Consider the following 21,447-nt stretch of genomic DNA (forward strand, 5'->3'; position numbering starts at 1 on the left):
ACTCTAGGGACCGTCAGACACTCACGTCAAACGGTACAAGTTTCTCTCGACAATGTGCTCAGTTCGTATAGCCTTGTCACGAAATACGGATACAAGTTGCAAGCACAAGGGGGACCATGAGCATCGATCAGCTCGACGTTCGGCTCATCACGCTCATCAGCGAAGAAGCCGGGATCTCCGTGGTGGAGTGCGCGCGACGTCTCGGCGTGGCACGCGCCACCGCACAAGGCAGGCTCGACCGCCTGCGCCGCACCGGAGTCATCGCCTCGGAAGCCCCCAGCATTGATCCGGCTGCCCTGGGCTATCCCCTGCGCACCTTCTGCACGATCCAGATCCAGCAGTCCGTGGGACACCAGCGCGTCGCCGAGGGGCTCGCGAAGATTCCTGAACTCCTCGAACTGCACACCATTACGGGCGACTACGACATGATGGCGACGATCGTCTCCCGCTCCACCCACGATTTGCAACGGGTGCTCGATCAGATGTCAAACACTGAAGGCGTAGCGCGTGCGTCGACCAGGCTGGCGCTCGAGAGCCACTTCAAGAACCGCACGCTCCCGCTCGTGCGCAGCACTGTCCCTGAAGAGGGCAGCCGTCGGGCCGACGCCTCGTAGCGCACACACTGCCACGCGCCCACGGGAGAGTGCTGCGAGTGCAGCCGCCGCTCGGCGATGCCGCCGCTCGGGAATTCCGCCGCTCGATTGTCCAGCCTGGGGGGTTAGGCTGCCTGGCCGTACTCGCCCGTTGCAACGATGACGGCGCGCGCCACAACAGCCTCGCGCATCATGAACCCCAGAACGGCCGGGGTCGCGTTCGGATCGACGTCGATGTGTGGCACATTGAGCGCGTGCACCACAAACCAGTAGTGGTGCACCCCGGAGCCCTCGGGCGGAGCCGCGCCGGTGAACGCGGGCTCGCGCTTCTCGTTCGGCATCGTTACCGCACCTGGTGGCAGGAGTTCACTCCCCGGTGTACCGCTCGGCGCACCAGCGCCAGCGGCGAGTTCAGTGACGGACGCCGGAATATTGGCGACCGCCCAGTGCCAGAAGCCCGACCCCGTGGGAGCATCGGGATCGAAGCAGGTGACCACAAAACTCTGTGTTTCCGCGGGAAAGCCCGACCAGCTCAACTGCGGCGAGCGATTCGCGCCGCCAGCGTGCTCAGCGTAAAGCTCTGCCGGCAGCGGCTCACCATCCTGAATATCTGCGCTGGTCAACGTAAACCCCGCCACCTGTGGCATCCCCGCGTACGGGTTGATCGCACCGCGACCCTGCTGTGATTGCTGTGTCTGCGTCATCACTCATCCCAACTCTGTGTGGCGCCGCACGGAGTTTCTCGTGGGCGCGCGCATGCCCTGTCCCGCCCCAGCATACGTCTCCGCTCCACGGGCGGCCAGAGAGTGGAGGCTATACTGGGGAGGCAACAGCGGCGTACCTACGCCAACAGAATTCGGAGTAAACATGGCAGTGACGACAGGTTCCGACCGCGCTCGCGCGACCCTTGCATTCCTCCGCCGCAAGATCACCACCGGCGAGTGGCCGGTGGGTAGCCGGATCCCCATCGAGCCGGAGCTCGCGGAACAGACCGGCGTGGGGCGCTCAACCGTCCGCGAGGCTGTGCGCTCACTCGCGAGCATTGGCATGATTGAAACGCTGCCCGGACGTGGCACGTTCGTGCGCTCGGCTGCGCCGACGAGCTCGCTGCTCAACGAGTTCCTCACCGACTTCACGCTTGAAGAGATCCTGAGTTACCGCCGCGCCCTCGAAATCGAGGCCGCGCAGCAGGCAGCACTGCACCGCTCAGAGGAAGACATCCTCGCGCTCGAACTCGCTGCCACTGAAGAAGTCGGCTGCACACGCTGCCCCGTGCTCGGCTTTGCCGATGGCGGCGACTCAGCATTCGACAGCAAGTTCCATCGCCTCATTTTCGACGCAGCGAAAAACCGCCTGCTTGCCGCCCTGTACTCGGGTATCAATGAGCGGCTGCGCACTCCGGAACACCGCGGACGCCTCGCCAACGTTGCCACGGGCGCTGAGATGGAGCGGGACCACGCGCGCGTGCTCGACGCGATTCGCCGCCGCGACTTCATCGATGCCGTCCACGCGATGGTGGAGCACGTGGACCACGACGTAGTAATTGTGAACGACCAGTACGAGGTCGTGCCACCGCTCACGCGCACCCCGGAGCAGCAACAGCGCATCGACGTCGCCCGCGAGGCACAGGAGAAGGCGCAGCTCTAGGCACCGAGGCACTGCCGCTGGCGAGTGTTCGGGCGCGGCGCTCTCGTGCACTCCCGCCCCAACTGAGCTCGGTTTGGGCCTGCTGCGCTACGCGCGGTCGAGATAGCCTCTGAGCGCTTCCCGGACGAGCATCGCGCCGGCACGCCCGCCGTAGTTGGCAGCGAATCGCTCATCAGCGACATACATCTCAGCAAGCCCTCGCACGTACCCAGCGAGGTCGCCGTCGGGTGAGCTCGCTGGTGTCCCAGGCACACTCCGCAACCACTCGATGTGTCGGCGGGCGAGTTCCTGTGCCGCAGCGCTCTCAGGAGCGACGCTGCGCGAGGCGGCCGCGGCCCAGTCTGAGTTGAGCTGTTGCACACGCGCCATCCAGTCGTGCTTTTCGGTGTCGGCGAGGCTGCTCCACCAGCGGTCGCTCTTCGCCGCGGCGTTCTCGCCCCAGCGATCCACCACCTCGTCGCGATACTGCGCGTGGTCGAATCCTTCAAATATGTTCTCGGACATCAAGTCCTCCTGCGTTCCGTGGTGTTGCGGCCTCGCACTCTCCCGCCGCAGCGCGGCGATTGTGCGCTCAACCGCGCCGATCTGGGCTGCGATGCGTTCCGTTTCCTTGTGCAACAGCTCAAGGTGGGCGCTCAGGATCCGGGCCTCAGCGGCTGCCGGGTGATCTCCCGTTGTGGCCTGTGCATCCTGCGCTCTGAGCACCTCTCCGATCGTGTCAAGACCGAGGCCGAGCGTTCGCAGCAGCAGCACTCGCTGCAACCGCACGACCGCGCGGTCGTCGTAGTAGCGGTAGCCGTTGCTCCCAATCCGGCTGGGCTGCACAAGCCCGACTCGGTCGTAGTGACGCAGGGTACGCGAGGTCGTGCCAGCAGCGCGCGCCACCTCCTGAATCGAACGCTCCATGTCTCTCTCGGTCTCTCTCCCAGTGAATCCGCGGCGCCAGGGTGGCGTCGCAACACACACGATACGAGTTGACGTTACGTCAATGTCAACCCGCGAGTGAGGGGTCAGCCAGGATCACCCGCGTACCATTACAAGCGTGACCCCCAAGATCCTGCTGTATTACGTCTTCGCTCCGGTTGCTGACCCCGAGGCCGTGCGTCTCTGGCAGCACGAGCTCTGCGAATCACTCGGGCTGCGCGGACGCATCATCATCTCGAAGCACGGGATCAATGGCACTGTGGGCGGTGAGCTCGATGCGTGCAAGCAGTATGCGCGGCGCACACGGGAGTACGCACCCTTCGCCGGCCTCGAAGTGAAGTGGAGCGACGGAACCGGATTCGAAGAGACTGCGCCCGCACTGCTGCACGGAGTCGACCGGAGTGCACCGTGGCGCACGATCGCCGACTTCCCGAAGCTCAGCGTCAAAGTACGCGATGAGCTGGTCGCCTTTGGGATCCCCGAAGAAACCGTGGTGGACGCTGCGGGCGTCGTGGGCGGCGGCGTCCACCTCTCCCCTGCCGCAGTCAACGAACTCGTCGCTGAACGTGGTGACGACGTCGTTTTCTTCGACGGACGCAATGCGTGGGAGGCCGAAATTGGCCGATTCAAGGGCGCTGTGGTGCCAGACACTCGCACCACACACGACTTCATCACGCAGATCGAGAGCGGCGCATTCGACGCGATCAAGGATCGCCCCGTTGTCACGTACTGCACCGGAGGAATCCGCTGCGAGATCCTCTCTGCGGCCATGACCGAGCGCGGCTTCAGTGAGGTCTACCAGATAGATGGCGGCATCGTCCGCTACGGCGAGGCCTTCGGCAACGACGGGCTGTGGGAGGGGTCGCTCGCCGTATTCGACGGCCGCGAAGCGCTGGACTTCGCTCCCGGGGCGGCTCGGATCGGTCGCTGCGTCGAGTGCGGCACGGCAACGAACCAGCTCGCGAACTGCGCCGATCCAGCCTGCCGGGTTCGCTTCGTGTCCTGCGGCTCGCACGCTGATGCGCGGTGCGAGGAGCACCTGGTCGCTACGGCCTGAGACTGATCAGGATCCGGCGCTCGCGCTTGCGGCGGGCCCGGGTGCGGGGCCTGTGTGAGGTGCGGGGCCTGTGGTGGCTTCCGACCCGAGCGCGCTTTCCTGGCCCGCGCGTTCTCCCGCGAGCATCCGAGTGATCGCAGCGTCGCACGCCGCGTGAGCGTCCGCCTCGGAGAAGTGCCCGGCGGCGCACAGCGTGCCGAGGCCGTGCACGAGGCCCCAGAGTGCGCGCACCTCGGCTTCGTCACCGAAGCCGGCTCGCCCCGCAGTCTCGCCGAGCACCCGCTCGGGCGCTCAATGAGCGGGGCCATCGTCTTCGTGGGCTGTGTGGGGATGCAGACGAGCGGGTCGTAGATCACGTTGAACGCGTGCGAGTGGGCGACCGCAAAGCGAATATAGGCCGCGGCGCCAGCCCGGAGCCGCGCAGCCGCGTCCATCGTTCCCGCCGCGCCCGCCGCGCCCGCCGTTCCCGCCGCGCCCGCGGTTCCCGTCGCGCCCATCGTTCCCGCCGCGCCCGCCGCGCCCGCCGCGGGCTCATCCGCATTGATCGCCGCTTCGACCTCTCGGTTGAGCCCGGCCATACTGCGCTCGGCCAGCACCGTGAGCAGCCCACGCCGGTCACGGAAGTGGTGGTAGGGCGCATTGTGGCTCACGTCTGCCGCGCGCGCCACCTCGCGCAGACTGATCTCCGCGGCGGGCATCCGCTCAAGCAGCTGGAAGGCAGCCTCCTCCAGCGCGTCTGCCAGGCGGCCGTGGTGATACGAATCGCGGGAACTTGACATGAGCAACATTGTCCCCTATCTTGACACCGACCACATTAGTTGACAGTGTCAAGATAGGATCCCCGTGCCGAACGCACTCGTGATTGACGGCCACCCGAACCCTGATTCCCTCTCGGCTGCGCTCGCCCAGAGCTACGCCTCGGCGCACGGCGACGCTGTCGTGCTCGCACTCAGGGATCTCGATTTCGACCCCCATATGCGCTTCGGATATCGGCGTCGGATCCCTATCGAGCCGGATCTCCAGGCCGCGCGAGACGCGCTGCACGAGGCTCGCCGCATCGTTATCGTGGCGCCAATGTGGTGGGGCGGCGTGCCCGCACTCCTGAAGGGATTCTTCGACCGCGCGCTCTTGCCCGGCGACGAGTATCGCATGTCAAAGCTCGGTATGCCGATTGGGTTGCTCGCCGGGCGCAGCGGCAGATTCTTCATGCTCGCCGACACCCCGGCGATCGCGCTGCCCTTCACCGGGAACTCAGCCGCGGGCCAGGTTGCCAGGCACACCATGCGCTTTGTGGGACTGCGCCCCTTCCGCGTGCACCGGTTTCTCGGCGTGGGCGCAGCGAGCGAAGCGCGCATCGCACGATGGTTCGAGCGCGCTGCCGCTCTCGGCGCTGCTGATGGGGCGCGGGATGGTGCTGGCGCTAGCCGCGTCTCTGGCGCCGGGTCTGGAGTAGGCCACGTCTCTGGCGCCGGATCTGGCCCTGGCTCTGGCCCTGGCGCAGGCGCTTCCGGTTCGGGCGCTCTCGATTCGAGCTCGGGCACCCTTGCTCCAAGCTCCGGCGCTCGTGCTCCACGATCCGGCGCTCTCACTTCGAGTCTGAGCACTCTCGATCCGAGCTCAGGCACAGACGCTCTTCCCGTGTCAGGAGGCGGTGCACGCACGTCGGAGTCACGCCCTGAGCGATCAGCCGACTCCACACTCAGCGAGGTCGTTTAGTCTGCAGAGAATGAACGCACAGCCCGAGCCGCTTGAGGAGGTGCCAGCCTATCGCTGGCTCCCGCCGGAGCCCTATCCGCCTGAGGTGGAAGGGGCTCTGGGCGCTGCCGAGCCCGCGGGCCCTGCCGGTCCCGTTTCGTTGCCGGGGCCGCAGCAAGCGCAGTACCGGGTGGCCGAGAGCGCTGCGGCGCACTCGATGCTCGACCGCGCCGTCGATCGCGTGCTCTCGATCCAGCGCCCGCTCGTGCTCGCTCACCTGCGCCGTGTCGGGTCGAAGAACCCAGGGATGACGCCAGCGCTGCTCACGCGCGCACTCGAACGGCGCTACGTTGGCGCGGTCACTGCTGGTGGCGGCGGCGTAGGCGCGGCGGCGGCAATTCCGGGCGTTGGCACGATCGCGGCGCTCGGCATCGCCAGCGCGGAGACTGTCGGGTTCCTCGGGCGACGGCGCTCTACGCGCACTCTCTCGCCGAGTTGCACGGGATCACACTGCGGGATCCGGATCGGGCGCGCATCCTTGTGCTGACGCTGTTGCTCGGTGACGAGGGGCTCGGCCTCCTGCGTCAAATCACCCAGCAGGCGACGGGCGGCACTTCGCGCACCTCGTTCTGGGGTGATCTCGTTTCGACGTCCCTGCCGAAGCAGCTCGTTGGCCCGCTCGCCGGGCAACTCAAAGACATGTTCATCCGGCGAGCCGCGCGCGCTGGCGGCGCGTCTGTGGTGAGCAAGGTCATGCCCTACGGAATCGGCGCGGTGCTGGGTGGCTCGGGCAACTACGTCATGGCGCGCAGGGTGGTGGCCCGCTCCCGCACCGCATTCGGCCCGGCTCCGCACACGTTCCCGCACGAACTCGCCGAGCTGCGGGCTCAAACGGCCGCGCGAGCAACGCTGAAGGACCGCGCCGTGCAGCGCCGCGCCCAGCGCGCCGTCCGCCGCGCGACCCCGCACTTCGAACTCGTCGAAGATGGGGCGCCGGTGCCCGAATTCGAGACCGAGTTCAAGGCCGAGGCCGAGTTCAAGGCCGAGGCCGAGTTCAAGGCCGAGGCCGAGCGGGAAAACTAAGCGCTCCGCGCCTCCGCTGCGCCGCGGGGCACCCCGGCCGCCCGGTGATCCGGTGACCCGGCCGCTCGGTGGTCCGGTGGTCCGGTGGTCCGGCGCCTCTCCCGCGCTTCATGAGCCCGACGCATCAGCCGTCCGGCGCCTCTCCCGCACTTGATGAGCCCGACGCCTCGGCGGTCCTGCGACTCTCCGGCACCTTATGAGCCCGACGCCTCAGCGGTCCGGCACTTCCCGGACCCCAGCGCCGGCCATCCGCGGCGCCGGTTGCGCACGAGATGCGCCTGCAATGCGTCTGCGCCGCGCCGCGCTCAGGTTCATGGGTCGATATTTGGGGCTTCACCGCGCCGAAGCCCCAAATATGGACCCATGAGTGCCAGGCGGGGCGAGAGAAGAGAGGGACACGAGCGCCGAAAGTCAGCGCAAGCACCTGCGCCATGCGCCCCTCCGCGAGCGCGGAGCAACGCATAGCGAGCCCCGTTCAACTCGCCCATGGGTCCTTTTCTGGGCCTTCAGCGCGGTGAAGCCCCAAATAAGGACCCATGGGTGCCCAGGATGCGCGGCGCACTCGCCCTAGACTCCCACTCGCCCCCACACCCACGCACCGCCCCAAACGCACGCACTGCCCCAAACGCACTCATCCCGCCTGCCGCGGCTGCGGTCAGGCGGGATGAGGTGGCGCGCTCGGGCCAGCCGAGCGGCTACCAGATACTCACGCGCTCCTCGGGATCGAGCCAGAGGGCGTCGCCAGGCTTCGTGGCGTAGGCCTCATGGAACGGCGCGAGGTTGCGCAGGATCTGATTGCAGCGGAACTCGTTCGGCGAGTGCGGATCAATCGTGAGGAGGCGCACCGTCTCCTCCGGCCGTGACTTCTGCTGCCAGGCTTGCGCCCAGGAGAGGAAGAAGCGCTCGGCTCCGGTGAGCCCGTCGATCACGGGAGGCTCAGCGCCCTCGAGCGATCGCAGGTATGCCTTCCACGCGATCTCGAGGCCCGACAGGTCGCCGATGTTCTCACCGATCGTCAACTCGCCATTCACGGTCTGACCGTCTGCTCCCTCGGGAGAGAGTGCGTTGTACTGGCCAATCAGTGCGCTTGTGCGCTCCTCGAACGCTGCGCGATCAGACTCGGTCCACCAGTCGGTGAGTTTGCCGTCGCCGTCGTAGCGCGAGCCCTGATCGTCAAAGCCGTGCCCGATCTCGTGGCCGATCACCGCACCGATCGCGCCGAAGTTCGCTGCCCCGTCGACCCGCTTGTCGAAGAATGGGGGCTGCAAGATGGCTGCCGGGAACACGATCTCGTTGAAGCCGGGGTTGTAATACGCGTTTACTGTTTGCGGCGTCATGAACCACTCGTCGCGGTCAATCGGCTTGCCGACCTTGCCGAGCTCGCGCTGAAACTCAACCTCGGCGACGGCGCGCGAGTTTCCGACGAGATCGCCTGAGTCGACGGTGAGCGTCGAGTAGTCGCGCCACTTCACGGGGTAGCCGATCTTGGGCGTGAAGCGGTCCAGCTTTTCGAGCGCGCGCGTGCGCGTGTCTGCGCCCATCCACTCCAGCCGCTCGATCGAGTCGCGGTACGCCTCGATGAGGTGCTCGACGAGGCCGTCCATCGCTGCCTTCGCGTCCTCATCAAAGTGCCGCTCCACGTAAATCCGGCCGACGGCCTCGCCCATCGCGCCCTCAACGAACGAGACACCGCGGCGCCAACGCTCGCGCTGCTCGGGCGCCCCGGTGAGCGCAGTGCCGTAGAAGTCGAAATTGGCGCGCGAGATTTCCTGCGAGAGGAGCGCGGCCGAGCTGCGCACAATGCCCCACACAGCCCAGGCACGCCACGCCTCAAGCTCTTCGTCGACCAGCAATTCGGCGAGGCCAGCGAGCGCCTCCGGCTGTGCGGCAACGACCTCTGCGAACGCTGCCTCAGGAGCGCCCATTTCGCTCAGGTATGCGTTCCAGTCGAGCTGCGGCGTAATCTCGCCCAGTTCAGCCAGTGTGCGGAGGTTGTAGAGCTTCTGGATGTCGCGGCTCGCGACCTTATCCCAGTGCGTCGCAGCGATCCTGCGTTCGAGCTCGTACGCGAGGCCCGCCAGGCGATCCGCATCGTCCACGCCTGCGAGGCCGAGCATCCGAGCGATATGCGCGCGGTACTGCTCGCGGATCTCGGCCGATTGTTCTTCGCGGTAGTAGGACTCGTCTGGGAGACCGATGCCGCCCTGCATCACGAACACGATGTAGCGCGCAGGGTCGCCCGGATCGTTGTCGACGAACATCCCGAAGAAGCCACCGATGCCGCGCCGCTCCAGACGCGCGACATGTGCGATGAGTTCAGAGGTGGAGGCGACCGCGAGCGTGCGCTCGATTTCCGCGGCGATCGGCTGTGCGCCGAGCTCGTCCACGCGGGCCGTATCCATGAAGCTGGCATACAGCGCGGCGACCTTGTCGGCTTCCGTCTCAGCGGGAGCTCCGGCCGCCGGCGCCTCAGTGCCGGTGATGATATTGCGGACCGCTTCTTCTGCGTTCTCCGCAAGCACGGCGAAGGAGCCATAGCGCGCCTTGTCCGCCGGGATCTCAGTACGCTCGATCCATTTGCCGTTGACGTGTCGGAACAGGTCGTCCTGCGGGCGGATGGAGGGGTCGAGTTCAGCGATGTCGATACCGGAGGCGGGCGCTACGTTGCTCATGCGACCCAGCCTAGCCGCGGCTACGGACAGCGCGGGTGGTGGCGCATACGCTGCCAGCGATCACCGCACCGGCTACGGTATTGCTCATGCCCTCGGAACCCCTCGATGCTTCCCATCCCAGCCCTGTGGGCTCGGGCTCGGGCTCGGCCCCGTCACAGGGTGAGCCGACACCCGCAGAGCGCACCACGGGATCACCCGCAGAGCGCACCACGGGATTGCCTGCAGAGCCTTCCCTCCCTGCCCCGTCCGCTCCCCTGCAGTCCGGCAGCACCCGCCGCACGATCGACCGCAGCATTGCGCGGCTCGCGATCCCCGCACTGGGTGCGCTCATTGCTGAGCCGCTCTTCCTCGTCGTCGATTCTGCGCTCGTTGGCCATCTCGGCATGGCTCCGCTCGCGGGGCTCGCCGTTGCTGGCGCGATCCTGCAGACCGCAGTTGGGCTCATGATCTTCCTCGCGTACTCCACCACCCCACTCGTCGCACGCCGTCGGGGCGCCGGGGATGTCCGCGGCGCAGTGCAAGCAGGTATCGACGGACTCTGGCTTGCGCTCGGGATCGGGGCTGTCGTCGGCACCGCGCTCTGGTTCCTGAGTGAGCCGCTGATCACCGCGTTCGGGGTCGCACCCGACGCTGCCGAGCAGGCACGGATCTACCTGTCGATTTCGTGCGCAGGGATCCCAGCGATGCTCGTGGTGTTCGCCGCGAGCGGTTTGCTACGCGGCCTGCAGGACACCCGCACTCCACTCACCGTCGCGACGATCGGCTTTGCCATCAATGCGGTGCTGAACTGGTGGTTCATCTACGGACTCGGATTGGGTATCGGCGGCAGCGCACTCGGCACGGTGATTGCGCAGTGGGGCATGGTGGCCGTCTACCTGCTGGTGATCGTCCGCCACGCACGCCGCGCTGGGGCGGGATTCCTGCCGCGCCGTGACGGGCTCGGGCATGCTGGGCGGAGCGGCGGCTGGCTGTTCGTGCGCACACTCGGGCTGCGGGCAGCCCTGCTCGCGACGGTGTTCGCCGCCACGAGCCACGGCACCGCAGCCACCGCGGGGTACCAAATCGTGTTCACGATCTTCTCGACCGCGGCCTTCGCGCTGGACGCGCTCGCGATCGCCGCGCAAGCCCTCATCGGCGATGCGCTCGGGGCACGCAACGCAGCGCGGGCCCGGTTCGTAACCAGGCGCAGCATCTTCTGGGGCGTGAGCTGCGGAATCGTGTTCGGGCTCCTGCTTGCCGCTTCGAGCCCCGTGCTCGGCCGAGTATTCACGAGCGATCCCGCTGTGCTCGCGATCCTCACCCCTGCGCTGCTCGTGCTGGGGATCTCCCTCCCGCTTGGAGGGCTGGTGTTCGTGCTTGATGGTGTGCTCATGGGCGCTGGCGATGCGCGCTATCTCGCGTGGACGAGCGTGCTCAACCTGGCCGTGTACTTGCCCATTCTGTGGGCGCTGACTGTGCTGGTGCCGAGTGGCGCGCCCGCGCTGGTGGCACTGACTGCAGGGTTCACCATCGTGTTTATGCTGGCCCGCGCAGTTACCCTTGGGCTGCGCACACGCGGCGGACGCTGGGTGCGGCTCGGAGTATGACTCGCGATCCGCGACAGGGATCCGGAACCGCCTGCGATCTCTCCCCGCTCTGCCTCAGTGGGCACCCGTGACAGAGCGTGGTTGGCCCCCTAGACTCATCTGGTGAGTACCCCCGACGCCGCGCTCCGACTGCGCTCCGCCAGACGATGGACCCTCGGCGTGCTCGCCGTTTTCGCCCTGCTCGGAACTGGTTTCGGGAGTTGGCTGAGCCGCCTCCCCGCCGTGCGAGATCATCTTGGCGCCACCACGCTCGAGATGAGCGTCTTTGGTCTGACGCTGGCGCTGGGCTCGCTCGCCGGCCTCATCTTCTCTGGTCGCACCGTCACGTGGCTGGGGCCGCAACGCACCCTCGCTGTCGGCGTGATTGGCCAAGCAATCGCGATGCCCGCAGCTGCCGCGCTGTTCTGGGCGCACTTGCCGGTCCCCGCCGCCGCGTGCCTCGCGGTGTTCGGCATCACTTTCGCGACCTCCGATGTTGCAATGAACGTGAGCGGTGCGGCGGCGGAGCGCGCGCTGGACAAGCCGAGGATGCCGCTGTTCCACGCTGCGTACAGCCTCGGCAGCGTGGGTTCCATGGGGCTCGGCGCCGTGGCAGAAGCACTCAAGATCCCCGTCCCCGTGCACCTCGGCGCGCTGTTCGTGCTCATCGCCGTCGGCGTATTGTGTGCGCTACGAGTGATCCCGAACACAGCGCAGTCAAGCGATCACGAACAGCTGCCGCCCGCGAGCGTGCACACGGGTCCGATCCCGATTGTGGCCGCGGCTGAGCCCGTGACGCCAGTGGGGCCGGCACCTCGTGCGTATTCTCCGTGGCGAGACCCACGGATTCTCATCATCGGCGTGATCGCGATGAGCATGAGCCTTGCCGAGGGCACCGCGAGTGACTGGTTGCCGCTCGCGCTCGCTGATGGTCGCGGCTTCGCGAATGAGGCCGGAGCATTGACGCTGGGCGCATTCTTCGTCGCGATGACACTGACGCGCATCGCGGGCTCCTGGCTCCTCACCCGCTTTGGACGCGTCGCCGTGCTGCGTGGTGGAGCGCTACTCGTGGTGCTCGGCGTGGTCGTAGTGATTCTCGTGCCGAGCACGTGGGCGAGCGTTGTCGGCGCAGTGCTGTGGGGCGTGGGGTGCGCATTCGGCTTCCCGGTGGGGATCTCCGCCGCGGCCGACAACCCGAAGACGGCGGTGCGCGATGTCGCAGCCGTGTCTGCGATCGCGTACACCGCATATCTCCTCGGCCCCATGCTCATCGGGTTCCTGGGCGAGCACTTCGGGCTGCTGCGCGCGTTCTGGCCGATCGTGGTTTTTGCTGCAATCGCGTTCATCTGCGCTGGCACTGCGCGCGAACCTGCGCGGAAGGGCCTGGCGGAGGCGTCGTAGCGGAACCGCATCCGGTGCAGCCGCGCCCGGCCCGTCACCGTGCACAACTTGCGGCTGCAAAGTACGGGTAAACTACGGCGCGTGCGAATCGTTGTTGCTGACTGCTCTGTCGACTATGCCGGCCGGCTCTCGGCCCACCTGCCCCGGGCCAAGCGGGTCCTCATGCTCAAAAACGACGGCAGTATCCTCGTGCACTCTGACGGTGGCTCCTACAAGCCACTGAACTGGATGAGCCCCCCGTGCTCGCTCGCTCCCGTCGAGCTCGATGCCGAGCAGGAAGCAGCCGGCATCGTGGAGGCCTGGCAGGTGGTGCACAAGAAGACCGCCGACAAGCTCATCGTCTCAATCTTCGAATTTTTCCACGACAGCTCACACGACCTCGGGCTCGACCCGGGCCTCATCAAAGACGGCGTCGAGGCGCATCTCCAGGAGTTGCTCGCCGAGCAAATCGAGCTCGCTGGCGCGGGCCACACCTTGGTGCGCCGCGAGTTCATGACGGCAATCGGCCCTGTCGATATCCTTGCGAAGGATGCAAGCGGTGGGTCAGTGGCCATCGAGATCAAGCGTCGCGGGGGCATCGACGGCGTCGAGCAGCTCACTCGCTATCTCGAACTTATGAACCGTGACCCCAAGCTTGCGCCGGTGCAGGGCGTCTTCGCCGCGCAAGAGATCAAGCCGCAGGCGCGCACGCTGGCCGAGGATCGTGGGATCCGCTGTCTCGTGCTCGACTACGATGCGATGCGCGGCATGGAGGATCAGAACACCCTGTTCTGATCGGTCCCGCCGGGCTCACTGCGGGCTCGCTACGGGCCCTCGACCCGACGCACGAAGAACACTCGGTCAAACCCGTCCTCGACGCGACGGTCGACCTCTGTGAATCCGCGTCGTGGATAGTACGCAAGATTCTCGGTCATTCGCGCGTTGGTGTAAAGCCGGATCTCGGGGAGCCGCAGTGAGACGGCCAGAGTTTCGGCGTGCGCCAGGAGCGCAGATCCCACTCCGAGGCCTTGCGCATCGGGGTGCACGGCCACATTCTCAATATGGAGTGACCCGTTGATGGGCTCACACACGAGTACCCCCACAATTCGCGCCTCATGTTGAGCCACGATCGCGTTCCCCGCCAAGACCGCAGAAGGATAGTCTGCGTGCATTGGTGCAGGCTCACGCCCGATACGTTCGACATACGGCGCATATGCGGCACGCACGAGGGCCTGAATGGCAGGTACATCGGTGCCCGCGGCACGCCTCAGCACCAGTCGCTCACCCATGCCTCCCAGTATGAAGGATGCGCTTCTGGACAGCGCCGCGAAGCGCGGTGGGCGAAGCACTTGGGTGCGCTCCACGGGTCGCGCAGTTCTGCCGAACCCTGCAACTCGGCGCGACCCTGCAGTTCGGCCAAGTAGCGCAACTCTGCCGGGTCGCGCACCGCTCCAGGGCCAGCACCCAGCAGGGGTGCCGTTCAGCCCTGGTTCGTGAGGTCCATCCGCCGTGGAACACCCATCCGCCGTGGAACGTCCATTCGCCCCGAAGCATCCATTCGCACTGGCCCCTCGACCGCGCGGCTATGCGCCGTCGTAGTTTTCCGCGCGGCGGATACGTCTCGGGTTCGTCGTGGCCTTGAGGAACAGGCGGACGAGCGATTGCTTCTTTTCGAAGTAGGCGTGCGCTTCAATTTCCCCTGCTGCAAATTGTTCGTCGAGTTCGCGCAGCGTATCCTCTGCCGCTGCAGCATCAAAGCGCGAGTATTGCTCGCCGAACTCCGTGCTTGATCGGATTCCCATGGCTCCCCTGATCTCTCACCCGCAACTGTGCCCCGAACGCAACCGTGCCCCGGACGCAATCGTGCACCAAACGCACCCGTGCAGCAACCGCAGTCGTGCCCCGAACGCGGCACTGCCCGCCTCGACAGAGTCAAGGCGGGCAGTGCTGGTTCGTTCTGGGAGCAGACTACTTGTCGCGGAGCTCGTCCTTGACATCGTTTCTGGCCTTCACGGCATCGCGCTCAGCCTCTGCTCGCTTGACGTCCGCCTCAGCCCGGAGCTCATCGACCTTGTCCTTGGCTTTATCGACGGTGTCCTCGACGGCCTGACCGGCCTTCTTGACTGCGTCCTCAGCGTTGTGCTTTGCGTCTTCAAGAAATCCCATGTGGTTTCCCCCTTCGTGAACCGTTGGTGGACCACCAGTCTTGCGCTAAAGTCTGGGAACGTCACGAGTCCAAGCTGAGTGCTTTGGGAAAATCCGGGCGTGTCCCTGCGCCGCTGATCCCCCGAGAGGCCAGCCCGGTCAAGGGCCACCACGCGCTTACACCACATCTCTCAATCCGCGTGGCACCCTGGCCATCTCACCGCTCGGGCTGCGCTGCAGACGCACGCGGGTTTCTCGCCACACGCTCTCCTACTGCGTCACGAACTCGGCGGCTTCTCTGGCCGCGAGCCCCGCGAGGATCAGATCGAGACCGCGGCCAAAGGAGGCGTCAAGGTCGACAGCGGGGTCGACAGTGAGGTCGGCTGCGGGACGATCCGCTCGAGCCGGGATCGCGCCAGCAACAGCAGGATCTGCGGCGGTGGAAGCTGCGACAGGAGGGCCTGCGACCGCAGCGCCCGCGTCAACAAGTGCGCCCAGCGCGGCAGCCTGGCGGTGCGTCTGCGTCGACTGCGCGTGCCCGAATGTGTACAACAGGAGCGTGCGCGCACCATCGCTCCCCACGAGTTGCGCGAGCGAATTCTCAATGCGCGAGCGGCCAAGCCGGAACGCTGTTGCCGTCGCGACCACGTCTGCGCCATCGCGCACCGCGAGCATCGCTTCGCGGAGGTCGATGCACAACCGACGCGGATCCCCGGCAGTCCCCGCTCCTGAAACCGTGGTGACCCGCGGCCCCACTCCGAGCACGATCTCGTCAGCCATCAGTGCGAGCAGCGTCTGCTTGTTCGGCACGTGGTGGTACAGCGCGCTCGGCTGCACGTCGAGCGCCGCCGCGACGCGCCGCATCGAGCAGTTCTCGAGCCCCTGTTCATCAAGCACGCGCAATGCTGCGGCGACGACATCGGCGAGTGAGTTGCGCATATTTTGATCCTAGCGCTAACCTGAACACCATTCACCAGAACACTGTTCAGGTTGAGTCGTCTCGACCCAGCCCACCTGCTCAGAGGAGCCCTATGACTGACACCGCCGCGCAGACTTCGACCTCGCGCAAGACCCGCCGCAGCAACCCGGCCACAGATCTCGCACTCATCGCCACGTTCGCAGCGCTCATTGCGGTCTGTGCGCTACTGCCAGCCATCAGCGTCGGCGGCGCCGTGCCCATCACCCTGCAAACGTTCGCAGTGATGCTCGCTGGCGCGGTGCTCGGTGCTCGCCGCGGCTTCCTCGCGGTATTGCTCTACCTCGCCGTCGGCGCGATTGGCCTCCCCGTATTCTCAGGCGGCGCCGCCGGCCTCGCCCCGTTTGCCGGCCCCTCAGTTGGGTACCTCGTCGCGTTCCCGTTCGCCGCTCTTGCCACCGGGTTCTTCGTGGAGCGCCTTCCTCGCAAGCGGATCGCTTCGAGCATCCCGCTCATCTTCATCTCCGGCCTCGCCGCGAGCTTCATCTTCATCCACCCGCTCGGGATCCTCGGGATGTCCTGGCGTGCCGATCTTACGCTCGGCCAGGCATTCCTCGCCGATCTCGCGTTCTGGCCCGGTGACGTCGTGAAAAATCTCCTCATGGGCCTCGTCGCCACGGCGGTGCACCGCGCCTTCCCCACGATCCTCCCGCCGCGCCCAGCGCGTAAGATCGCTGCGTGATTGAGTTTCGGAGCACCGCCGTTGTCGCACCCGGCCCTGGGGGTGACACGACGGTACTGCACCCCATCTCCCTGACGCTCACCGAACGTCGGATCTCCATTATTGGGGCGAATGGTTCGGGCAAGTCGACGCTCGCCAGGCTCATCAATGGACTGGTGGAGCCGAGCGCGGGGACTGTGCGCATTACCCCGGATCGCAGTGAGCACTCGGGGGCCGCTCCGAGCATCGGGCGAGGACATCACGCAGCAGGATCCACCGAGCGAGGAACCGCCGAAGCAGCCCCCGCTGCACCCCTGGACACCGGGCGCGACGGCGCCGCTGTGCGCCGCGCCGTCGGTTTCGTCTTCACCGATCCGGCGGCTCAGCTGATCATGCCAACCGTCGCAGAGGACATCGCGCTCTCGCTGCGCCGACGCATCCGCAACAAGGCCGATCGCCGCGCCGCCGCCCTCACTGCGCTGGAACGGTTCGGCTTGCGAGAACTCGCCGACCGCAGTGTGCACACCCTCTCCGGTGGCCAGAAGCAGTTGCTCGCGATTGCCACTGTGCTCGCCACAGACCCCGCCATTCTCGTCGCCGACGAGCCCACGACACTGCTTGACCTGCGCAACTCACTCCGTATCGGCGATCTCCTCTTCACCCTCCCGCAGCAGCTCGTGATCGTCACCCACGACCTCGAACTCGCCGCCCGCGCGGATCGAACGCTCGTCGTCGCCGACGGCGCTGTCGTCTTCGACGGCGCCCCAGCCGGGGCGATTGCACACTACCGAGCGAGCGTCGCTGAGGAGCCCGACACCCGCGCGGGCACCGCCCCCGCAGCGGACACCCACCGCGCTGCGGCACCGAATCCGGATCTGCCGTCCGCCCCAGAGATCACTCCGTGAGCACGGTGAGCCCACTCGGCGCGTATCTGCCTGGCCGGAGCGCGCTGCACCGGCTGCGCCCCGGGGCGAAGCTGCTTGGCCTCTTCGCGTTCGCGACCACTGTCGTCGCACTCCGTGGCACCGTGACGACCGCGCTCCTGCTCGGGATCGCGGTGTTGCTCGCGCTCTTCGCCGGCCTCCGCGGCCGCGACTTTTGGCGCGTGACGCGCGGCTTCGCGCTGATCGCAATCCCACTGTTCGCATTCCAGGCGTGGCAGAACGGGTGGGAGCGCGGTTTCGAGGTCGTGGGCGACCTGTTCGCACTGATCCTCGCCGCAAGCGCGGTCACCGCGAGCACGGCCGTTGACGACATGCTCGACACCGTCGCCTGGGCACTCCAACCGTTGCGCCCGCTCGGCGTCGATCCCGAACGCGTCGCCTTCGCGTTCTCGCTCGTGATCCGCGCGATTCCGAGCATCCTCGAGGTCGCCCAGGAGACGAGGGCCGCAGCCAGGGCACGCGGGCTCGACCACAGCCTGCGCGCACGGGTCGTGCCGCTCGTACTGCGCTCCGTCGCACACGCGCAGCTCACTGGGGAGGCAATGACGGCCCGCGGCATCGGCGACGACGACACCGAGGGCGCCGGCAACCACGACGGCGACGAGCGATAGCCGCCCACCACGTAGGCTAGAGGACATGGTTCACGCCGAGATTCCCGAGGATGTCCACGCGGAGTACGCGAATGAGGGTGCGCGCGCAGCGCTCGACGCCTTCCAGCAGACCCCGGATTACCCGCATCTCGCGGCGTTTCTCACGGCGCTACGCGACGGGTACCTCGTCATCGATGTCACGGGTGCGACCTCTCGGAAGCGCGGTGCACGCGTGCGCACGATCCGGTCCACTTCCGGCCAGCTCGTGCTTCCCATCTTCACGTCGATGGCAGAGTTACGCGAGATCGTGCCTGCCGATCGCCGCGACCAATTGCAGGGAGCAGTCATGGTGGCGCGCGAGGCGCTCGCGCTGATCGCCTCTGACCGCTTCGTCGCAGCGGAGTTCGACAAAGGCTCCGCAGCACTCGTGGTGCTGCGCAAGTATGTCGCTCTCGCAGCTGGCACGGATCAGATCACCGCTGAGTCGCTCGAAGCGATGCGCTAGAAGCGATGCGCTAAAAATCTCCCCCGGAAACATCGCGAGCGGCCCATCCCGGAAGGGTGAGCCGCTCGCGAAGTTGCGCTAAGTGCTGGGCAGTCTAGATGGACTTCACCGAGAACGCGCGGATCACCTGCACGATTCCCATGACGACCATGGAGATACCGAGCAGCAGCCACAGGGTGACCGCTCCGAGCAGCGGCGAGAACAGCAGCACGAGACCGGCGATCACGCTCACGACACCGTAGATGATGGTCCACACCTTGTTGTCACTCTTGCCCGCGACGGTGAAGGCCATCACACCCTCGAACAACCAGAGGATGCCGACCGTGATCGACAAGAAGAGCGCAATGACGACACCGGCCGCACCGATGTTGAGCATCATCACGATGCCACCGATGATGTAGAGCAGGCCGAGCAGGATGTGGCCTACTCGCGACCAGCCACCCATTGATCGACTGAAGATCGAGGAGCCGAGGTACACGACGCCCACGACGAGCGCGTACGCGGCCATGACCACAGCCAGGATTTGCATGGCGACGGCGCCTGACTTCGCCGGGTTGAAAATGATGAGCAAGCCGAGCACCAAGGCGATGAGCCCGCCAACGCCAAAGGCGGTGCGGATCCCGTCAGTCAGTCGGGTCGTAACCTGTGCGTCACTGCCCGCAACGCCGCCCGGTGCGTTCTCAGTTGTGTTTGTGGACACGAGTCCCCCTTTGTGATGTGGCCACGACCCTCCAGGACGTGGCTATGCTTCATCTTTACCGCATCAGGGAGAATTCCACTAGGTCCCCCGCCGACCTCACGCAATTGCCGGACGCCGTTCTGGCCCCCGCGGAACGGCGCAGCGATCCCATAGGCTGAGGATGACCGCACGTGCGGCTCCCCGGGCCAGGCCCGGATCTCGCGTATCAAGGAGGATCATGAGCACTGGATCGAACGGCGAAGTACAGCTCGAGAACGAGCACTTCCGCGTCACGAAGTGGACCATCGAGCCCGGTGGCGTGATCCCCATGCACCGCCACGAGTGTGAATATGTGGTCGTTCCGCTCGTCACCGGCACCATGTATGTGACCAACGCCGACGGCAGCGAGATCGTCGCCGCCCTCGTCACCGGACAGAGCTACACCCGCTCGGCCGGTTCAGAGCACCAGGTAGAGAATCGCGGCAGCGACGCCGACGTGGTGTTCGTGGAAGTGGAGCGTCTCTCGTGAGCCCCGTGCTGGTGCGCGCTGCCGCCCCATCGGATCGTGCAGCCTGGGAGCGGCTGTACCGTGGCTACCGCGATTTCTACGGCAAGCCCCACGATCCAGCAGTCTTTGAAACGGTCTGGGGGTGGCTCATGGATCCGGCCCACGAGTCGCGTGGCTTGATTGCGGAGGTGCGTGGCGAGCCCGTCGGGATCGGCCACTTCCGCCGCTTCTCCCGCCCAATCGACGGCGCACACGGGCTCTATCTGGACGACTTGTTCACCGCGGCAGAAGCGCGCGGCACGGGCGCAGGAAGTGCGATCCTCCAGCGCCTAGCCGAGATTGCAGCAGAGGAGGGCGCGACGATGGTGCGCTGGATCACCGCTGAGAGCAACGCGACAGCGCGCAGTCTCTACGACGGTGTCGCGACGCAGACCCCGTGGGTCACCTACGATCTCGCACCAGCGCAGCGGTAGCTCAGCGATAGCGCAACCGCAGCCCAACGGTCGCGAATCTCGGGCCCAGCGCCGCACACGGAGGCCCGCCTACTCAGCGGCCCCGCTATTCGCGCAGCCGCTCCGTGCCGGTCGTTGGCTCGGAGCGGCCGTGTGCGACGGAAGCGCCGCTGTCGTCAACCGAGACAAACACGATCTCGTCGAGCGTGAGCACCTCGCTGCCGGTCACCGCATTTTCCACGCGGCAGCTCAGCGTGATGGAAGTGCGCCCGAAGGCCGCAACGCGATACTCGAGTTCGAGCAGATCACCGCGGTCTGCGCGCGACACAAAGTTGATTGCTGACATGTGGCGCGTCACCACGTCAATCGACCCAAGCTGCGCGACCGCGACGATGGCGGCCTCCTCATCCACCCACTGCAGCAGGCGTCCGCCGAAGAGCGCACCGTGCTGGTTGAGGTCTTCGGGCTTGACCCACTTGCGCACGATATGCCGATACTCACTCATGGCGCAAGCCTACTCACGGCGACTCCGCCACGGGCAATATTGTCACCGAGATCCTGCGCCGTGTGCACGCCGTGTGCACGCCGCCTGCTCTACGTCTGCGCTCCGCCCCCACTAGGTCTGCGACAGCCGTGACATCCGTTCAATGATCGGCACCGTGTCCGCGCGGCTGTGCTCAACGTGCGCCAGTGCCAGCGCGGCCGCGCGTTCGACCTGGCCACGCACGATCGCGTCGCAGAGGTCGCGATGCTCGCGATGCAGGTCGACGTCGTCACGCTCGTTGGCGATGTTGAACAGGCGCTTGACGCGTCCCCGAATCGGGAGCATCAGGTCTTGGAGGAGCGCATTGCCAGCCAAATCTACGATGGCACCGTGAAAATCTGAGGTCACGCTGGCGATCGTGTGACTGTCTTCTCCTGCGAGCGCACCCTCCGCTGCGGAGAGCGCGCGCACCAGTTCGTCGCCCGGTTCGCCTGCCGCACACCGCGCAGCCGCGAGCCGCGCCGCCAGCACCTCCAGCGAAGCGCGCACGTCGAAGAGCTCGATCACGTCTGACAGCGCCATGGGAGCCACCACCGCACCGCGCCTGGGTAGCGTACGAATGTAGCCCTCTGCTTCGAGCCGAGGAAAGGCCTCGCGGATCGGCACGCGCGAAACACGGATCTCCTCGGCGAGATCGCGTTCCCGGATCCGGCTGCCGGTGGGGAGGCGTCCGTCGATAATCCGTTCGCGCACCCACTCGTACACGGCCTCGCCGCGTGTGAGGTGCCCGGATTCGGGACCCGCCTCCGCGGCGTGATCCAGCTCCCTCTTCATTGACATTCGCACCGATTCCATTCAACCGCACTCATCAGGCGCCCTGACCGCGC

Annotated in this window: 26 protein-coding genes and 1 pseudogene; 16 read left to right on the forward strand and 11 right to left on the reverse strand. The window is 66.5% G+C overall.

Features of this window, described 5'->3' with window-relative positions; translation table 11 throughout:
* Positions 1–116: 116 nt before the first annotated feature.
* Positions 117–614, forward strand: a complete 498-nt coding sequence (locus tag K1X41_RS08565) for an Lrp/AsnC family transcriptional regulator (RefSeq protein ID WP_133616274.1) — start codon at positions 117–119, stop codon at positions 612–614.
* 104 nt (positions 615–718) lie between these two features.
* Here the strand turns inward: K1X41_RS08565 and K1X41_RS08570 are convergent, their stop codons facing one another.
* Positions 719–1,297, reverse strand: coding sequence for a YbhB/YbcL family Raf kinase inhibitor-like protein (locus tag K1X41_RS08570; protein ID WP_220174388.1), 579 nt, complete (start codon positions 1,295–1,297; stop codon positions 719–721).
* Positions 1,298–1,460: 163 nt separating this feature from the next.
* On the opposite strand from K1X41_RS08570, the gene K1X41_RS08575 reads away from it, so the two are divergent.
* Positions 1,461–2,240, forward strand: a complete 780-nt coding sequence (locus K1X41_RS08575; protein WP_132205757.1) for a FadR/GntR family transcriptional regulator — start codon at positions 1,461–1,463, stop codon at positions 2,238–2,240.
* An 87-nt stretch (positions 2,241–2,327) separates the two neighbouring features.
* Here the strand turns inward: K1X41_RS08575 and K1X41_RS08580 are convergent, their stop codons facing one another.
* A complete protein-coding gene (locus K1X41_RS08580) occupies positions 2,328–3,146 on the reverse strand; it encodes a MerR family transcriptional regulator (protein WP_220174389.1) in 819 nt (272 codons plus the stop codon).
* 136 nt (positions 3,147–3,282) lie between these two features.
* Between K1X41_RS08580 and K1X41_RS08585 the strand changes: the two genes are divergently transcribed.
* Positions 3,283–4,221 carry a tRNA uridine(34) hydroxylase gene (locus K1X41_RS08585; RefSeq protein ID WP_220174390.1) on the forward strand — a complete coding sequence of 313 codons (939 nt, stop codon included), beginning with the start codon at positions 3,283–3,285 and terminating at the stop codon, positions 4,219–4,221.
* Positions 4,222–4,374: 153 nt separating this feature from the next.
* Positions 4,375–4,572 (forward strand): hypothetical protein, encoded by a 198-nt coding sequence (locus K1X41_RS15565; RefSeq protein WP_258566751.1) that lies wholly within the window; start codon positions 4,375–4,377, stop codon positions 4,570–4,572.
* A 308-nt stretch (positions 4,573–4,880) separates the two neighbouring features.
* On the opposite strand, the pseudogene K1X41_RS15955 reads toward K1X41_RS15565, so the two are convergent.
* Positions 4,881–5,009 (reverse strand): annotated as a pseudogene (locus K1X41_RS15955) (TetR/AcrR family transcriptional regulator); the annotation flags it as partial.
* Positions 5,010–5,064: 55 nt separating this feature from the next.
* On the opposite strand from K1X41_RS15955, the gene K1X41_RS08595 reads away from it, so the two are divergent.
* From K1X41_RS08595 to K1X41_RS08605, 3 genes are read left to right on the forward strand one after another with little or no spacing between them, the layout of a single operon-like run.
* On the forward strand, positions 5,065–5,937 hold the full coding sequence (locus K1X41_RS08595) for an NAD(P)H-dependent oxidoreductase (protein ID WP_220174391.1): 873 nt from the start codon (positions 5,065–5,067) through the stop codon (positions 5,935–5,937).
* 10 nt (positions 5,938–5,947) lie between these two features.
* Positions 5,948–6,463, forward strand: a complete 516-nt coding sequence (locus K1X41_RS08600) for a hypothetical protein (RefSeq protein WP_220174392.1) — start codon at positions 5,948–5,950, stop codon at positions 6,461–6,463.
* Complete coding sequence (locus tag K1X41_RS08605; RefSeq protein WP_220174393.1) at positions 6,412–6,999, forward strand: hypothetical protein; 588 nt, start codon at positions 6,412–6,414, stop codon at positions 6,997–6,999. Before K1X41_RS08600 ends, K1X41_RS08605 begins: the two co-directional genes overlap by 52 nt.
* Positions 7,000–7,694: 695 nt before the next feature.
* Here the strand turns inward: K1X41_RS08605 and K1X41_RS08610 are convergent.
* A complete protein-coding gene (locus K1X41_RS08610) occupies positions 7,695–9,671 on the reverse strand; it encodes a M13 family metallopeptidase (protein WP_133616281.1) in 1,977 nt (658 codons plus the stop codon).
* Between the two features lie 86 nt (positions 9,672–9,757).
* On the opposite strand from K1X41_RS08610, the gene K1X41_RS08615 reads away from it, so the two are divergent.
* The 3 genes from K1X41_RS08615 (at position 9,758) to nucS (ending at position 13,411) form a co-directional block, all read left to right on the forward strand.
* Entirely contained in the window at positions 9,758–11,257 is a 1,500-nt protein-coding gene (locus tag K1X41_RS08615) for an MATE family efflux transporter (protein WP_258566395.1), read from the forward strand.
* Positions 11,258–11,359: 102 nt separating this feature from the next.
* Positions 11,360–12,637 (forward strand): MFS transporter, encoded by a 1,278-nt coding sequence (locus K1X41_RS08620; RefSeq protein ID WP_132205743.1) that lies wholly within the window; start codon positions 11,360–11,362, stop codon positions 12,635–12,637.
* Between the two features lie 81 nt (positions 12,638–12,718).
* The gene (nucS, locus tag K1X41_RS08625; RefSeq protein ID WP_132205741.1) at positions 12,719–13,411 is read left to right on the forward strand and encodes an endonuclease NucS; all 693 of its coding nucleotides are present in this window, start codon (positions 12,719–12,721) and stop codon (positions 13,409–13,411) included.
* Positions 13,412–13,440: 29 nt separating this feature from the next.
* Here nucS and K1X41_RS08630 read toward each other — a convergent pair whose 3' ends face one another.
* The 4 genes from K1X41_RS08630 to K1X41_RS08645 all read right to left on the reverse strand — a co-directional run bounded on the left by K1X41_RS08630 (position 13,441) and on the right by K1X41_RS08645 (position 15,700).
* Positions 13,441–13,905, reverse strand: coding sequence for a GNAT family N-acetyltransferase (locus K1X41_RS08630; protein ID WP_220174394.1), 465 nt, complete (start codon positions 13,903–13,905; stop codon positions 13,441–13,443).
* A gap of 294 nt (positions 13,906–14,199) precedes the next feature.
* Positions 14,200–14,418, reverse strand: coding sequence for a hypothetical protein (locus K1X41_RS08635; RefSeq protein ID WP_132205737.1), 219 nt, complete (start codon positions 14,416–14,418; stop codon positions 14,200–14,202).
* Positions 14,419–14,584: 166 nt separating this feature from the next.
* Positions 14,585–14,782, reverse strand: a complete 198-nt coding sequence (locus tag K1X41_RS08640) for a hypothetical protein (RefSeq protein ID WP_130453427.1) — start codon at positions 14,780–14,782, stop codon at positions 14,585–14,587.
* 249 nt (positions 14,783–15,031) lie between these two features.
* Positions 15,032–15,700, reverse strand: a complete 669-nt coding sequence (locus tag K1X41_RS08645; protein ID WP_220174395.1) for a TetR family transcriptional regulator — start codon at positions 15,698–15,700, stop codon at positions 15,032–15,034.
* 92 nt (positions 15,701–15,792) lie between these two features.
* On the opposite strand from K1X41_RS08645, the gene K1X41_RS08650 reads away from it, so the two are divergent.
* From K1X41_RS08650 to K1X41_RS08665, 4 genes are read left to right on the forward strand one after another with little or no spacing between them, the layout of a single operon-like run.
* Positions 15,793–16,419: a biotin transporter BioY gene (locus K1X41_RS08650; protein WP_132205733.1), complete on the forward strand. Its 627-nt coding sequence runs from the start codon at positions 15,793–15,795 to the stop codon at positions 16,417–16,419.
* Positions 16,416–17,303, forward strand: coding sequence for an energy-coupling factor ABC transporter ATP-binding protein (locus K1X41_RS08655; RefSeq protein ID WP_220174396.1), 888 nt, complete (start codon positions 16,416–16,418; stop codon positions 17,301–17,303). Before K1X41_RS08650 ends, K1X41_RS08655 begins: the two co-directional genes overlap by 4 nt.
* A complete protein-coding gene (locus K1X41_RS08660; RefSeq protein WP_220174397.1) occupies positions 17,300–17,953 on the forward strand; it encodes an energy-coupling factor transporter transmembrane component T family protein in 654 nt (217 codons plus the stop codon). The genes K1X41_RS08655 and K1X41_RS08660 overlap by 4 nt, the downstream gene beginning before the upstream one ends.
* A 25-nt stretch (positions 17,954–17,978) precedes the next feature.
* Positions 17,979–18,437: an SseB family protein gene (locus K1X41_RS08665; protein ID WP_133616289.1), complete on the forward strand. Its 459-nt coding sequence runs from the start codon at positions 17,979–17,981 to the stop codon at positions 18,435–18,437.
* A gap of 94 nt (positions 18,438–18,531) precedes the next feature.
* Here the strand turns inward: K1X41_RS08665 and K1X41_RS08670 are convergent, their stop codons facing one another.
* On the reverse strand, positions 18,532–19,137 hold the full coding sequence (locus tag K1X41_RS08670) for an HdeD family acid-resistance protein (protein ID WP_243736024.1): 606 nt from the start codon (positions 19,135–19,137) through the stop codon (positions 18,532–18,534).
* Between the two features lie 217 nt (positions 19,138–19,354).
* Between K1X41_RS08670 and K1X41_RS08675 the strand changes: the two genes are divergently transcribed.
* Both K1X41_RS08675 and K1X41_RS08680 read left to right on the forward strand, forming a co-directional pair.
* Positions 19,355–19,645 (forward strand): cupin domain-containing protein, encoded by a 291-nt coding sequence (locus K1X41_RS08675; protein WP_133616290.1) that lies wholly within the window; start codon positions 19,355–19,357, stop codon positions 19,643–19,645.
* Complete coding sequence (locus K1X41_RS08680) at positions 19,642–20,097, forward strand: GNAT family N-acetyltransferase (RefSeq protein WP_132205723.1); 456 nt, start codon at positions 19,642–19,644, stop codon at positions 20,095–20,097. The genes K1X41_RS08675 and K1X41_RS08680 overlap by 4 nt, the downstream gene beginning before the upstream one ends.
* A gap of 85 nt (positions 20,098–20,182) precedes the next feature.
* On the opposite strand, the gene K1X41_RS08685 is transcribed toward K1X41_RS08680, so the two are convergent.
* Positions 20,183–20,581 carry an acyl-CoA thioesterase gene (locus K1X41_RS08685; protein WP_132205721.1) on the reverse strand — a complete coding sequence of 133 codons (399 nt, stop codon included), beginning with the start codon at positions 20,579–20,581 and terminating at the stop codon, positions 20,183–20,185.
* 111 nt (positions 20,582–20,692) lie between these two features.
* Positions 20,693–21,400: a GntR family transcriptional regulator gene (locus tag K1X41_RS08690; RefSeq protein WP_207907460.1), complete on the reverse strand. Its 708-nt coding sequence runs from the start codon at positions 21,398–21,400 to the stop codon at positions 20,693–20,695.
* Positions 21,401–21,447: the final 47 nt, after the last annotated feature.

Source organism: Leucobacter luti, from assembly GCF_019464495.1.
Taxonomy (GTDB): domain Bacteria; phylum Actinomycetota; class Actinomycetes; order Actinomycetales; family Microbacteriaceae; genus Leucobacter; species Leucobacter luti_A.

Bases quoted from the DNA above. Each gene is read 5' to 3' on its own strand.
- K1X41_RS08565 (WP_133616274.1), top strand. From the start codon at position 117: ATGAGCATCGATCAGCTCGACGTTCGGCTCATCACGCTCATCAGCGAA.
- K1X41_RS08570 (WP_220174388.1), bottom strand. From the start codon at position 1,297: ATGACGCAGACACAGCAATCACAGCAGGGTCGCGGTGCGATCAACCCG.
- K1X41_RS08575 (WP_132205757.1), top strand. From the start codon at position 1,461: ATGGCAGTGACGACAGGTTCCGACCGCGCTCGCGCGACCCTTGCATTC.
- K1X41_RS08580 (WP_220174389.1), bottom strand. From the start codon at position 3,146: ATGGAGCGTTCGATTCAGGAGGTGGCGCGCGCTGCTGGCACGACCTCG.
- K1X41_RS08600 (WP_220174392.1), top strand. From the start codon at position 5,948: ATGAACGCACAGCCCGAGCCGCTTGAGGAGGTGCCAGCCTATCGCTGG.
- K1X41_RS08610 (WP_133616281.1), bottom strand. From the start codon at position 9,671: ATGAGCAACGTAGCGCCCGCCTCCGGTATCGACATCGCTGAACTCGAC.
- K1X41_RS08615 (WP_258566395.1), top strand. From the start codon at position 9,758: ATGCCCTCGGAACCCCTCGATGCTTCCCATCCCAGCCCTGTGGGCTCG.
- K1X41_RS08630 (WP_220174394.1), bottom strand. From the start codon at position 13,905: ATGGGTGAGCGACTGGTGCTGAGGCGTGCCGCGGGCACCGATGTACCT.
- K1X41_RS08635 (WP_132205737.1), bottom strand. From the start codon at position 14,418: ATGGGAATCCGATCAAGCACGGAGTTCGGCGAGCAATACTCGCGCTTT.
- K1X41_RS08640 (WP_130453427.1), bottom strand. From the start codon at position 14,782: ATGGGATTTCTTGAAGACGCAAAGCACAACGCTGAGGACGCAGTCAAG.
- K1X41_RS08645 (WP_220174395.1), bottom strand. From the start codon at position 15,700: ATGCGCAACTCACTCGCCGATGTCGTCGCCGCAGCATTGCGCGTGCTT.
- K1X41_RS08650 (WP_132205733.1), top strand. From the start codon at position 15,793: ATGACTGACACCGCCGCGCAGACTTCGACCTCGCGCAAGACCCGCCGC.
- K1X41_RS08665 (WP_133616289.1), top strand. From the start codon at position 17,979: ATGGTTCACGCCGAGATTCCCGAGGATGTCCACGCGGAGTACGCGAAT.
- K1X41_RS08675 (WP_133616290.1), top strand. From the start codon at position 19,355: ATGAGCACTGGATCGAACGGCGAAGTACAGCTCGAGAACGAGCACTTC.
- K1X41_RS08685 (WP_132205721.1), bottom strand. From the start codon at position 20,581: ATGAGTGAGTATCGGCATATCGTGCGCAAGTGGGTCAAGCCCGAAGAC.
- K1X41_RS08690 (WP_207907460.1), bottom strand. From the start codon at position 21,400: ATGTCAATGAAGAGGGAGCTGGATCACGCCGCGGAGGCGGGTCCCGAA.